The following is a 12,231-nucleotide window of genomic DNA, read 5'->3' as shown; positions in this document are numbered from 1 at the left end:
TATGGCAAGCGTGGTTTCCAATCGGTTGCTGGGGCTGGTGTTGATCGTTGCCCTGCTTGGGGCAGGGGGGCGCACGCTGTGGCTGTGGCTGGACAAGCCCATACAGCGTATTGCCATCAAGGGTGAGCTCAGGCACATCAACACGGCCTACCTCAATCAGCAGGTGTTGCCCATGGTGAAGGGGCAGACCTGGTTATCGGTTGACCTGCAGGATCTGAGAACGAAAATCATGCAGGCCGGCTGGATAAGGAATGCACGAATATCACGTCGGTGGCCCAGTACGCTGGTGGTCGATATCGATGAGCGGCGGCCGGTCGCCTACTGGAACGACGGACAGTTGCTGGGCCAGGATGGTGAGGCCTTTTCCCTCAAGGGGGTGACGAACGTGGGTCAGTTGCCGCATCTGGGAGGGCCACCGGGCAGCGGTCCGGAAGTGATTGATTACCTCGATTATCTTCAAAGGCTTCTGACGCCGCTGTCGTTATCCGTATCCCAGTTGCGACTTGAACCTCGCGGTGCGTGGCGCTTTCAGGCCAATGACAATTTCTGGGTCATGGTAGGCCAGGACGACCGGGAGCAGCGCCTGAAGAGGTTCATTGCCGCCTGGCAGCGCGACCTTGAAAGCAGGCATCGATCGATTCGTTATATTGATTTGCGCTACCCTAACGGGATAGCGGTATCCTGGCATGGTGAAAGTGCGGCGGCAGATTAATACCTGAAATGATTAAAAATGGTTCTATTACCTTAAGTTAAAACCCGTTTTCATACGTTAAATTATACAGCGACTTTGCTTACAGGTATTTCTTTCAGGCGTTAATCGCCGTATTCTCGACATAATATATGTGGTTTTCTGTTTTTTACCGTTTGCCAGGGTAGGTGCACGGTGATCTTTTTCATATTTATACCGAGCTGGACAAGGAGCAGGCCCGACCTATGGCAGGTGAATCCAATGTATCCAATATGGTTGTCGGGCTGGATATCGGGACATCCAAGGTAGTTGCCATTGTCGGGCAGCCTGCCGATGATGGCGGTGTCGAAATTGTAGGTATTGGCTCTCATCCCTCACGAGGCATGAAAAAAGGCGTCGTGATAAATATCGAATCGACGGTATTGTCCATTCAGCGCGCCATCGAAGAAGCCGAACTCATGGCTGGCTGTGATATTCATTCAGTATATGTGGGTATCGCGGGGAGTCATATCAGTTCGATGAACTCCGATGGCGTTGTGGCCATCAAGGACAGGGAAGTGTCGCCCTCGGATATCGAGCGTGTCATTGACTCGGCCCGTGCTCGAGCAATTTCCGAAGGTCAGCGCATTCTTCACGTGCTGCCTCAGGAATATGCCATCGATACTCAGGAAGGTATTCGTGAGCCGTTGGGCATGTCCGGCGTTCGGCTTGAAGCACGAGTCCATCTGGTCACGGCGGCGCTCAATGCCGTACAGAATATCGAGAAATGCGTCCATCGCTGCTCCCTTGAAGTTGATGACATCATTCTGGAGCAGCTGGCATCCAGCCATGCGGTGCTTACCGAAGATGAGCGTGAGCTGGGTGTCTGCATGGTAGATATCGGTGGCGGAACCACGGATATCGCCGTTTTTACCGAAGGCGCGATTCGCCATACGGCAGTAATTCCCATCGCCGGCGATCAGGTTACCAATGATATTGCCATGGCGCTTCGTACGCCAACGCAGTATGCAGAAGACATCAAGGTCAAATACGCCTGTGCACTGACCCAGATGGCCAGCAGTGATGAAACCATCAAGGTGCCAAGCGTGGGTGATCGTCCGGCCCGTGACCTGTCTCGTCAGTCTCTGGCGCAGGTGGTCGAGCCGCGGTACGAGGAATTGTTTACGCTGGTGCGTGAAGAACTGCGTCGCAGTGGATTCGAGGATCTGGTTGCGGCAGGTATTGTACTGACGGGGGGCACCTCCCGGATGGAAGGCGTGGTCGAACTGGCAGAGGATATTTTCCACATGCCGGTGCGTATCGCCTGCCCGCAGAATGTCAGGGGATTGGCGGATGTGGTGCGTAATCCGATTTATTCGACAGGCGTCGGGCTGCTGCTATACGGTATCAGGCATGCCCGTCAGGCGCCCCAAGGTCCGGCTCGCCAGCCCGGTGATACGTCGCGTAAATATCCCGCAGAGCGCACCCAGTCGCAGGACGCGCTTTCCGCGCTAGAGAAAGTGAAGCGCTGGTTCAAAGGAAACTTTTAATAACTTCAGGGGGCTATCGACCGATAGCCACAGGAGACGGGGCTTATGTTCGAGCTAGTGGATAACGCACCTTCAAGCAGTGCTGTCATCAAGGTTATCGGTGTCGGTGGCGGTGGTGGTAATGCCGTCAACCACATGGTCGAAAGCAATATAGAGGGCGTGGAATTCATCTGTGCCAATACCGATGCACAGGCGCTCAAACGCGTTTCGGCCAAGACTGTTCTTCAACTGGGAACGGAAATTACCAAGGGGCTTGGTGCAGGTGCCAACCCGGAAGTAGGCCGCCAGGCGGCCATGGAAGACCGTGAGCGTATTGCCGAGCTGATGCAGGGCGCGGACATGGTATTCATTACCGCCGGTATGGGTGGCGGCACCGGTACCGGTGGTGCACCGGTCGTAGCGCAGGTTGCCAAGGAGCTGGGCATTCTTACAGTAGCGGTCGTTACACGTCCGTTCCCGTTTGAAGGGCCCAAGCGCAAGCGAGTTGCCGAGGAGGGTGTCAAGGAGCTGTCCGAGCACGTTGACTCTCTTATCACGATCCCCAACGAGAAGCTTCTGACCGTGCTGGGCAAGAGCGCCAGCCTGCTGACGGCGTTTAGCGCTGCCAATGATGTGCTTCTGGGCGCGGTGCAGGGGATTGCCGAACTGATCACCAGCCCGGGTATCATCAACGTCGACTTTGCCGACGTTCGTACGGTCATGTCCGAGATGGGTATGGCCATGATGGGATCAGGCACTGCGACGGGTGAAAACCGGGCGCGTGAAGCTGCCGAGAAGGCGATTCGCTCTCCGCTGCTGGAAGATATCGATCTCAATGGCGCGCGCGGTATTCTGGTCAACATCACTGCGGGTCCGGACATGTCCATCGGTGAGTTTAATGATGTGGGTGCCACGGTGCAGGAGTTCGCTTCTCAGGATGCCACGATCGTGGTGGGCACTTCCATTGACATGGATATGACCGATGAGCTTCGTGTAACAGTAGTGGCGGCAGGTCTTGAAGGGGCCCATCAGCGTTCGGGCTCTGCTGCCGGTTCCCAGCGTTCGTCAACTGCCGGCGCACGCCGTGTCGGTGAAAGTGACGATTACCGCAGCAAGCAGCAGACCGCAGCGGCTCGTCAGCAGCCTGCTCGCGAGAAGGAAGAGGATGCCCGCGGCAAGCGGCAGAAGTCTTCCGGCGAGCTTGACGACTATCTGGATATACCTGCCTTTCTACGTCGAAAGGCAGATTGATCTACTGAAAGCCCCATGCCCTGCGCTGGGGCTTTCAGCTATCAATACCACCGGATTCACATTAATTATGCCTTTATCGAACACTGTTCGTTGTGAGGGCGCGGTTCAGCTGGTAGAATAATAAACAACCGTTTGAATTACCTTGGGTCACTTATATCATGATCTATCAAAGAACATTACAAAATACCATTCGTGCGACAGGCGTTGGCCTGCATTCCGGCAAGAAGGTGTACCTCACCCTGCGCCCTGCGCCGGTGGATACTGGCGTAGTATTTGTACGTACTGACCTGGAGCCGGCCGTACATATCAAGGCTCATCCTGAAAATGTACAGGATACTACCCTGTGCACGGCCCTGGTTCAGGGCGATGTGCGAGTTGCCACTGTAGAGCATTTGATGTCAGCCCTGGCCGGCCTTGGAATTGATAATGTCTTTGTTGAACTGAGCGCCGCCGAAGTACCCATCATGGATGGCAGTGCCGGCCCGTTTGTATTCCTGATTCAGTCTGCAGGCATTGCAGATCAGTCTGCTGCGAAGAAATTTATCCGCATCAAGAAGGAAGTATCGGTTTCCGATGGCGACAAGTTTGCAAGCTTCATCCCTCATGAAGGCTTCAAGGTCAGTCTGGCGATCAATTTTGATCATCCGGTCTTTGCCCGTCAGAAGCAGACAGCCAGCATTGATTTTTCGACGACCTCATTCGTGAAGGAAGTCAGTCGAGCACGCACATTCGGTTTCATGAAAGACCTCGAAACCATGCGTGAGCGTAACCTGGCGCTGGGTGGCAGCCTGGATAATGCCATCGTGGTGGATGATTATCGTATCCTCAACGAGGAAGGGCTTCGTTACGAAGACGAGTTCGTCAAACACAAGATTCTCGATGTCATCGGTGATCTTTACCAGACCGGCTTTAGCCTGATCGGCGAGTTCCGTGGATACAAGTCCGGTCATGGTCTCAATAACCTGTTGGTACGTGAGCTGCTGGCCACGCCCGACGCATGGGAAATGGTGACCTTTGAGGGCGAGGAAGCCACGTCTCCGATTTCCTATACATCACCTGCATTTGCCATGTGATCAAACGGTTCAAGTGACTCTTGACGCCGGCCTGCGGGCCGGCGTTTTTTTATATGTCCGTATCGGAAGGCGTTGTTCGGGCGCGGGCTGCGAGTCGCTCGATGGCGGATTTGAGGCGCGGGTCGGACACATCTTCTGCACATGCCAGCAGATTGTCTGCCGCCTCCATGCCAAGGTGTCGAGGTTGCTGAAGTGGCTTGCGGGGTACGCGCATCGGACGGACCTTGAGCTGAAACCCCATCAGCGCTTCAAACCCTTCAAGCTGGCGCATAAGCGTAACAAGGCGAGGCTGTTCATAACGCAGCCATGTCAGATGGGTGGCCTGATTGGTCATCAACGTCAGTCGTCCCTGAGAGTATCCCCCGACAAAGACATGATTTCTCATGTGCTCAGGCAGCTGTTGCTCAAGATGCAGTTGTGCCTGGCCAAGTAATCGAGCCTTTTTCATCAGCAGGGACATCGGCCCCTTGCTTGAACTACCTATCAATTTCGACACGGGCTGTGCGCGTCGGTTCTTAGCCTTTATACTCATGGCCCATCACCTCACGAGAGATGACTGCAATTTACCATGACATCCGGGCCCACTGACAGAAACGTTGGTAGCTGGCACCGGCCAGGCTCGCGCTGGCTGGCCGGCCTGCTGTTTGGCTGTTTGCTGCCACTGGGCCTTGCCCAGGCGCGGACAGACAATGTCGAAGCGCGTCACCAGTTGCAGCTTTGTTTCTGTTCCTCACTGGTTCTTCATACGCTGGCGGACCTGCGCGCGCATCAAATGCGTGTCAATTCCGTATGCAGGCCGGTGCAGGCACCCCGTTTTACTGCGCTGTTCCCGTCCTTCCTGACGTTATTGACGTCAGTCTGGTCTGTGGCGCACGACATGAGTGTCATGTCGCGTCGCGGACCACCTCGCACGCCTGTGTTATTGCCCACGTATATTTCTCTTTTATAAAGACAGGACAAACGGATGTTCACAGGTCTCGTACGTAAATTTGTAGGCAGCAAGAATGAGCGTGAGCTCAAGCGAATGCGCAAGGTTGTTGCCGGTATCAATGCTCTCGAAGAGAAGATGCAGGCGCTGAATGATGAGGCGCTGAGAGCTCGTACTCAGGAATTTCGTGACCGTATTGCCGGGGGCGAAGCACTCGACAAGCTGCTTCCTGAAGCCTTTGCGACCGTACGTGAGGCCACCATGCGCGTCATGGGCATGAGGCAGTATGATGTTCAGTTGATTGGCGGCATGGCGCTGCATGAAGGGCGCATCGCGGAGATGAAGACCGGGGAAGGCAAGACACTGGTTGCGACCCTGTCGGCATACCTGAATGCATTGCCGGGAGAAGGTGTTCACGTCGTCACCGTCAACGATTATCTGGCCTCTCGCGATGCTGAAATGCTCCGCCCCCTGTATGAATTTCTCGGCATGAGTGTCGGGATTATTCGTGCAGGTCAGGTGCCTGTCGAGAAAAAGGCAGCTTATGGCTGCGACATCGTATATGGCACCAACAACGAGTTCGGTTTTGATTATCTGCGCGACAACATGGCGTTCTCGCTGGAAGAAAAGGTACAGCGGAAACTTCATTATGCCGTCATCGATGAAGTTGACTCGATCCTGATTGACGAGGCGCGAACGCCCCTGATCATTTCAGGGCCGGTGGATGAAGATACCAACCTGTATGCAGTGATCAACAATCTGGTGAAGAGCCTGCAGCAGTGCACGGATGAAGAAGATCCTGACACGGGCGATTTCACGCTGGATGAAAAGCAGAAACAGGTCGAGCTGACCGAGAAGGGGCATCAGCATGTTGAGGAGCTGATGCAGCAGGCATCGCTGCTGTCGGAAGAAGATTCCCTTTATGCCGCGCAGAACCTCGGGTTGCTGCACCACGTACACGCTGCCCTGCGTGGCCGCCATCTTTATACTCGGGATGTGGACTACATCGTCGCCAATGATGAAATCGTCATTGTGGATGAGCACACCGGGCGCTCTATGCCCGGCCGGCGCTGGTCGGAAGGCCTTCATCAGGCGGTCGAGGCCAAGGAAGGCGTGACGGTTCAGAAGGAAAGCCAGACGTTGGCTTCGACCACATTCCAGAACTACTTCCGCCTGTACGACAAGTTGTCCGGAATGACTGGCACGGCAGACACCGAAGCATTTGAATTCCGCCAGATCTATACGCTGGATGTGCTGGTGATTCCTACCAACCGACCGTTGGCGAGAAAGGACGAAAATGATCTGGTGTACATGACCACGATCGACAAGTACCACGCCATCATCGAAGACATCAAGGGGCGTGTAGACGCGGGCCGGCCCGTACTGGTTGGTACCGCCTCCATCGAAAGCTCGGAGGCCCTGTCCAATCTGCTGCGTGACCAGGGTATTGCCCATAATGTCCTGAACGCCAAGCAGCACGCACGGGAAGCCGAGGTCATTGCTCAGGCCGGTCGCCCGGGCGCCATTACCATTGCCACCAACATGGCAGGCCGCGGTACGGATATCCTGCTCGGAGGCAGTTGGCAAAACGATATCGAAAAACTCGATAACCCGGATGAGGCCACCATTGCCGAGGTGCGAAAGGCCTGGCAGGAACGGCACGATGCGGTCATTGCTGCAGGTGGATTACACGTGATCGGCAGCGAGCGTCATGAGTCCCGGCGCATCGATAATCAGTTGCGAGGACGTTCCGGACGTCAGGGCGATCCTGGCTCCACACGCTTTTTTCTGTCGCTTGAAGACAACCTGATGCGCCTGTTCGGATCCGATCGTGTGCAGCGATTGATGGGCGCCCTGGGGATGAAGGAAGGGGAGGCCATCGAGCACAAGATGGTGTCCAATGCCGTTGAGCGAGCCCAGAAGAAGGTTGAGGGTCGCAACTTCGATATTCGCAAGCAGCTGCTTGAATACGACGACGTCAACAATGATCAGCGTCAGGTCATTTATGAGCAGCGCAATGATGTGCTCAATGCGGCCGATGTGTCAGACAATATCGTGGCGCTTCGCAACGAAGTACTTGATGACACGATTTCAAGACATGTACCGCCTCAGAGTCTGGCGGAGCAATGGGACCTTGAAGGCCTCGAGCATAGCCTGCAACAGGATTTCAATCTGGACGCACCCGTGGTTCAGTGGGCAGGCCAGGATGAGCACTTCCATGAAGAGGCGTTGCGCGAGCGGCTGCATCAACAGCTGAGCGATGCCTTTGCTGCCAAGGAGCAGGCCGTTGGTCCCGACGTCATGCGACGGTTTGAAAAACAGGTCATGCTTCAGGTTCTGGATACGCGCTGGAAGGAACACCTTCAGTCAATGGATAACCTGCGACGTGGTATTCACTTGCGGGGATACGCACAGAAGAATCCGAAGCAGGAATACAAGCGTGAAGCCTTCGAGCTGTTTCAGATACTGCTTGAAAACATCAAGGGCGATGTTGTCCGCATCCTGAGCCATGTGCAGGTTCGTCAGCCTGATGAAGTGGATGAGCTTGAGCGTCAGCGGCGCGAGAGCCTTGCCCGTGAACAGGCAGCGAGCGAGCAGACCCGCGAAAACGAGTTCATGGAAGAGGATGCCTTGAGTGAAGAGGCCCTGGCCGGTGCTGAAATGGCAGCAGGTCAGGAAACCGTCCGTCGTGATGAGCCCAAGGTGGGTCGCAATGATCCCTGCCCCTGTGGTTCAGGTAAAAAATACAAGCAGTGTCACGGCCGTTTGAGCTGATATCTGCCAGACGTTCTGGATCAAGGAGAGTAACGTGGCTGTAGGTGAAGCGAAGTTTCCTCGGTTGCCGATTATCGAGGGTATTACCCTCGGTGTGGCTCAGGCCGGGATCAAGAAGTCGGCACATGATGATCTGGTCGTCGTGGGCATCGAGGACGGTTCGCAAGTAGCGGCGGTCTTTACCAGAAATGCCTTTTGCGCAGCGCCGGTGCATGTCGCCAAACGGCATCTGGCTGATGCTGCGCCGCGCTGGTTGTTGATCAATACCGGCAATGCCAATGCGGGTACCGGCCAGGCCGGGATCAGTAATGCCCGAGCCTGTTGCGAAGGGCTGGCGGCACTGGAAGGATTGCCACCTGAAACCGTGCTGCCGTTTTCGACTGGTGTCATTGGCGAGCCGTTGTTCGTCGACCGCATCAAGGCGGCGCTGCCGCAGGCGCTGGCATCGGCAGCGCCTGATCAGTGGGACCGGGCGGCTCGCGGTATCCTGACAACCGATACCCGACCCAAGGGAGCCTGCCGCAGTCTGGATATCAATGGAGAAACCATTCATATCAGCGGAATAGCCAAGGGTTCGGGTATGATCTGTCCCAACATGGCGACCATGCTGGGGTTTGTCGCCACCAATGCCTCGCTGGGGCAGGCGGAGCTGACGGCACTGTTGAAGGAGACGACCACGTTGTCCTTCAACCGAATTACGGTTGATTCCGATACCTCCACCAATGATGCCTGTGTCTTGATTGCTACCCAAAAGACGCAACCGCTTGATGCCGAAGGGCTTGATGCCTTTCGTGCGGCACTTCTTGAGGTGATGCAGGAGCTGGCACAGGCCATTATTCGTGATGGCGAAGGCGCTACCAAATTCATTACCGTGGATGTGGTCGAGGCCGGAAGCAGTGAAGAGGCACTGGCGGTGGCGTTCAGTATCGCTCACTCGCCGCTGGTGAAGACGGCGCTTTATGCCAGTGATGCCAACTGGGGGCGCCTGTTGATGGCCATTGGCAAGGCCCCGGTAGACGGACTGGATGTCGATCAGGTCACGCTTGATCTCAATGGTGTTCGTCTGGCGGAGCACGGCGGGCGTGCCGAAGGGTACAGCGAGGAACAGGGCAGTGCAGCGGTTGCCCTTGAAGATATTACCATCCGGGTTGCACTGGGGCGTGGTCAATGCAGTGAGCGCGTCTGGACCTCGGATCTGTCGCATGACTACGTTTCGATCAATGCAGATTATCGCAGTTGATCCATTTGAAAGAGCATGTTTTGAATCACACACAGGAAGAGTTCGGATAATGCCGAAACGAAGGGTACACGTTGCTGCGGCAGCCATTTACAACGATCAGGGCCAGGTGCTGATCGCCCGTCGCCCCTCCATCGCAGATCAGGGTGGCCTCTGGGAGTTTCCCGGTGGCAAGCTCGAGGTTTACGAAACCGGGCGTGAAGCACTGAAGCGCGAACTCAAGGAAGAACTGGGGATCGAGATCGAGCACGCCCAGCCCTTGATTCGGGTGCACTACGAATATCCCGACAAGTTCATATTGCTGGATGTCTGGGAAGTACGTCAGTTCAGCGGTGAGCCCTATGGCTGTGAAGGTCAGGCAGTTCGCTGGGTAGACATCGATGGCCTGTCGCGCTATCCCTTCCCGCCGGCAAATGGGCCCATCGTGAAAGCCGTTGGCCTGCCTCATGCCTATGTCATCACCGATGAGATCGATGATGATGAAGCCTTTGTGTCCACGTTGACCCATGCCCTCGAGAACTGCAATGGGCTGCTGGTTCAGCTGCGTGCCAAGTCCCTGAGTGCGGAACGTTACCTTGAGCGTGCTCACAAGGCGCTTGAGTTGTGCCGTGCTCATGGGGCAAGGCTTGTACTGAACGGTGCTCCCGAGCTGCTCAATGAGGTGGATGCCGACGGTATTCACCTGACCAGCAAGGCGCTGATGAGTGCGCAGGAAAGAACCGTTCCCGCAGACAAGTGGCTGTCAGCGTCCACGCACAACAAGGAGCAGCTGGATCAGGCGGCACGCCTTGGGTGTGACTTTGTTACGCTGTCACCCCTGCGTGATACACCCAGTCATCCGGATGCAGTGACCATCGGCTGGCATGATTTTCAGCAGATGGTGGAGTACGCTGCCATGCCTGTCTTCGGGCTGGGAGGCACGACACTGGACGACATCGATCAGGCGCGTGCGGTGGGAGCGCAGGGTGTGGCATCCATTCGGAGTTTTTTGCCGGACTGAGCCGTATCCTGTACCGAATAAAAAAGCCCCCGCAACGGGGGCTTTTTTCATGCATGGATGATCAGCGTTCAATGCCGGCCATCAAGGCATCGATGTCGATGTTATCCATGGCGGGCTCACCGGCAATGCGATGATCTTCATTGGCCCAGGCGCCCAGATCGATCAGATGGCAGCGTTTGGAGCAAAAGGGCCGCCAGGTGCTGTCACTGTTCCAGACAACTGCCTTCTGACAATGAGGGCAATTGACGGTAAGTGGAGATGCAGGGGATGTGGTCATGATGATGCTCCTGCCAGAGTCAGGTACTGCTGATGCAATGCAGCGACCTGCCGGCGCAAATGGTGAATATCCCGCTGATTGTCGATAACGTCGTCTGCCAGTGCAAGTCGTTCCTGACGGCTCAGCTGAGCTGCCATGATGGCCTTGACCTGCGCCTCATCGGTCTGGTCCCTGGCGGTAGTACGCGCCACCTGCACCTCGGATGGCACATCAATTACCAGTATGCGGTCAGCCAGCGCCTTCTGGCTGGTTTCAAGCAGCAGCGGTGAGACCAGCAGCTGATACGCCGATGATTTGGGCGTCTCCAGAAAGGTGACCAGATGCTCTCGAATGCGCGGGTGCGTAATGGCCTCAAGCTGTCGGCGGGCTTCCGCATCATCAAACACCAGTGCTCTCAATGCTCGACGATTCAGCTCGCCGGAAGCGTCAAGCATCTGATGGCCGAAGGCCGTGCAGATTTCCTCGAGGGCGGCTTCACCCGGACGAACGATATCCCGGGCGGCCTGATCGGCATCCATCCAGGCAATATCATGCTCACCGAAGCAGCGGGCTACCGTGGTTTTTCCGGCTCCGATACCGCCGGTCACACCAATGGTCAGCGTCATGGCTGAAACATCCTTATAGGGTGTAAAGGCGCATCAGCGTATCACCAAAGAGCAGCATCACTATACCCGACATCGCCAGGTAGGGGCCGAAGGGGATCATCTTCTGGCGTGTTGAGGGTACCAGCAACTGGATGGCGATACTGACCAGAGCCCCCAGTCCTGCCGACAGGATCAGGATCAACGGCAGCGCCAGCCAGCCGGTCCATGCTCCCAGCGCAGCCAGCATCTTGAAGTCGCCATAGCCCATGCCTTCCTTCCCGGTAATGACCTTGAACAGCCAGAAAAACGACCAGAGCAGTGAATAGCCAATCATGGCGCCAAGCACGGCGCCCTGTAGTGCCTCAGGCTGCGCCACGACATGGAACAAAAGGCCCAGCCATAGCAGCGGCAGGGTCAGGGAGTCGGGCAGCAGCAGGGTTTCGGCATCGATGACAGCCAGCGTCAGCAGTATCAGCAGCGCCGCAGCAATGAACAGGCCCTCAACGCCTGGCCCATGAATGGCAATGGCCAGAATGACCAGCAATGCCGAGGCTGCCTCGACTGCAGGATAGTGCCAGCTGATGGAGGCGCCGCAGGCAGCGCAGCGTCCGCCGCGTTTGAACCAGCCCAGCAGGGGGATGTTGTCATGCCAGCGGATGGGGGTACGACATGACGGGCAGTGTGACCTGGGGTGCATCAATGAGAAACGCGTACCGGTATCGGGCGGCGTGGTTTCACGCGTTTCCATGATATCCAGTGCTTCTCTCTGCCACCGGTGCTGCAGCATTGCCGGCAGCCGCTTTATGACGACATTGAGAAAGCTGCCGAACGAGAGACCGACAAATATCAGAAACATCCAGCCTGCCAGTGAGTAAGTCAGCATAAAAAGCCTCTTGAGTGCGGGTGCCGT

The 12,231-nt window shown here is 56.2% G+C and carries 12 protein-coding genes; 8 read left to right on the top strand and 4 right to left on the bottom strand.

Annotated features, from left to right (window positions below; genetic code table 11):
• Window position 1: 1 nt before the first annotated feature.
• From NAT21_RS09225 to lpxC, 4 genes are all read left to right on the top strand, one after another.
• The gene (locus NAT21_RS09225) at window positions 2–712 is read left to right on the top strand and encodes a cell division protein FtsQ/DivIB (RefSeq protein ID WP_250937594.1); all 711 of its coding nucleotides are present in this window, start codon (window positions 2–4) and stop codon (window positions 710–712) included.
• A 221-nt stretch (window positions 713–933) separates the two neighbouring features.
• The gene (gene ftsA / locus NAT21_RS09220; protein ID WP_250937592.1) at window positions 934–2,217 is read left to right on the top strand and encodes a cell division protein FtsA; all 1,284 of its coding nucleotides are present in this window, start codon (window positions 934–936) and stop codon (window positions 2,215–2,217) included.
• Window positions 2,218–2,262: 45 nt separating this feature from the next.
• Window positions 2,263–3,447: a cell division protein FtsZ gene (gene ftsZ / locus NAT21_RS09215; RefSeq protein ID WP_250937590.1), complete on the top strand. Its 1,185-nt coding sequence runs from the start codon at window positions 2,263–2,265 to the stop codon at window positions 3,445–3,447.
• Window positions 3,448–3,605: 158 nt separating this feature from the next.
• Window positions 3,606–4,520, top strand: a complete 915-nt coding sequence (gene lpxC, locus NAT21_RS09210; RefSeq protein WP_250937589.1) for a UDP-3-O-acyl-N-acetylglucosamine deacetylase — start codon at window positions 3,606–3,608, stop codon at window positions 4,518–4,520.
• A 49-nt stretch (window positions 4,521–4,569) separates the two neighbouring features.
• On the opposite strand, the gene NAT21_RS09205 is transcribed toward lpxC, so the two are convergent.
• Window positions 4,570–5,052, bottom strand: coding sequence for a DUF721 domain-containing protein (locus NAT21_RS09205; RefSeq protein WP_250937588.1), 483 nt, complete (start codon window positions 5,050–5,052; stop codon window positions 4,570–4,572).
• Between the two features lie 36 nt (window positions 5,053–5,088).
• On the opposite strand from NAT21_RS09205, the gene NAT21_RS09200 reads away from it, so the two are divergent.
• From NAT21_RS09200 to NAT21_RS09185, 4 genes are read left to right on the top strand one after another with little or no spacing between them, the layout of a single operon-like run.
• Window positions 5,089–5,469, top strand: coding sequence for a hypothetical protein (locus NAT21_RS09200; RefSeq protein ID WP_250937587.1), 381 nt, complete (start codon window positions 5,089–5,091; stop codon window positions 5,467–5,469).
• Window positions 5,470–5,484: 15 nt separating this feature from the next.
• A complete protein-coding gene (gene secA / locus NAT21_RS09195) occupies window positions 5,485–8,223 on the top strand; it encodes a preprotein translocase subunit SecA (RefSeq protein ID WP_250937586.1) in 2,739 nt (912 codons plus the stop codon).
• A 34-nt stretch (window positions 8,224–8,257) separates the two neighbouring features.
• Window positions 8,258–9,463: a bifunctional glutamate N-acetyltransferase/amino-acid acetyltransferase ArgJ gene (argJ, locus tag NAT21_RS09190; protein WP_250937585.1), complete on the top strand. Its 1,206-nt coding sequence runs from the start codon at window positions 8,258–8,260 to the stop codon at window positions 9,461–9,463.
• A 49-nt stretch (window positions 9,464–9,512) separates the two neighbouring features.
• On the top strand, window positions 9,513–10,460 hold the full coding sequence (locus NAT21_RS09185) for a Nudix family hydrolase (RefSeq protein ID WP_250937578.1): 948 nt from the start codon (window positions 9,513–9,515) through the stop codon (window positions 10,458–10,460).
• Between the two features lie 61 nt (window positions 10,461–10,521).
• On the opposite strand, the gene yacG is transcribed toward NAT21_RS09185, so the two are convergent.
• From yacG to NAT21_RS09170, 3 genes are read right to left on the bottom strand one after another with little or no spacing between them, the layout of a single operon-like run.
• The gene (yacG, locus tag NAT21_RS09180; protein ID WP_250937576.1) at window positions 10,522–10,737 is read right to left on the bottom strand and encodes a DNA gyrase inhibitor YacG; all 216 of its coding nucleotides are present in this window, start codon (window positions 10,735–10,737) and stop codon (window positions 10,522–10,524) included.
• On the bottom strand, window positions 10,734–11,342 hold the full coding sequence (gene coaE / locus NAT21_RS09175; RefSeq protein WP_250937574.1) for a dephospho-CoA kinase: 609 nt from the start codon (window positions 11,340–11,342) through the stop codon (window positions 10,734–10,736). Before coaE ends, yacG begins: the two co-directional genes overlap by 4 nt.
• 13 nt (window positions 11,343–11,355) lie before the next feature.
• Window positions 11,356–12,204 (bottom strand): prepilin peptidase, encoded by an 849-nt coding sequence (locus NAT21_RS09170; RefSeq protein ID WP_250937571.1) that lies wholly within the window; start codon window positions 12,202–12,204, stop codon window positions 11,356–11,358.
• Window positions 12,205–12,231 lie beyond the last annotated feature (27 nt).

The sequence above is a fragment of the Larsenimonas rhizosphaerae genome (assembly GCF_023700005.1).
In the GTDB taxonomy this organism is placed as follows: Bacteria; Pseudomonadota; Gammaproteobacteria; order Pseudomonadales; family Halomonadaceae; genus Larsenimonas; species Larsenimonas rhizosphaerae.
Note: the sequence above shows the minus strand (reverse complement) of the source record. Positions and strands in the feature narration are given on the sequence as shown.

Bases quoted from the DNA above. Each gene is read 5' to 3' on its own strand.
- secA (WP_250937586.1), top strand. From the start codon at position 5,485: ATGTTCACAGGTCTCGTACGTAAATTTGTAGGCAGCAAGAATGAGCGT.
- NAT21_RS09205 (WP_250937588.1), bottom strand. From the start codon at position 5,052: ATGAGTATAAAGGCTAAGAACCGACGCGCACAGCCCGTGTCGAAATTG.
- yacG (WP_250937576.1), bottom strand. From the start codon at position 10,737: ATGACCACATCCCCTGCATCTCCACTTACCGTCAATTGCCCTCATTGT.
- NAT21_RS09170 (WP_250937571.1), bottom strand. From the start codon at position 12,204: ATGCTGACTTACTCACTGGCAGGCTGGATGTTTCTGATATTTGTCGGT.
- NAT21_RS09185 (WP_250937578.1), top strand. From the start codon at position 9,513: ATGCCGAAACGAAGGGTACACGTTGCTGCGGCAGCCATTTACAACGAT.
- coaE (WP_250937574.1), bottom strand. From the start codon at position 11,342: ATGACGCTGACCATTGGTGTGACCGGCGGTATCGGAGCCGGAAAAACC.
- NAT21_RS09225 (WP_250937594.1), top strand. From the start codon at position 2: ATGGCAAGCGTGGTTTCCAATCGGTTGCTGGGGCTGGTGTTGATCGTT.
- ftsZ (WP_250937590.1), top strand. From the start codon at position 2,263: ATGTTCGAGCTAGTGGATAACGCACCTTCAAGCAGTGCTGTCATCAAG.
- lpxC (WP_250937589.1), top strand. From the start codon at position 3,606: ATGATCTATCAAAGAACATTACAAAATACCATTCGTGCGACAGGCGTT.
- ftsA (WP_250937592.1), top strand. From the start codon at position 934: ATGGCAGGTGAATCCAATGTATCCAATATGGTTGTCGGGCTGGATATC.
- NAT21_RS09200 (WP_250937587.1), top strand. From the start codon at position 5,089: ATGACATCCGGGCCCACTGACAGAAACGTTGGTAGCTGGCACCGGCCA.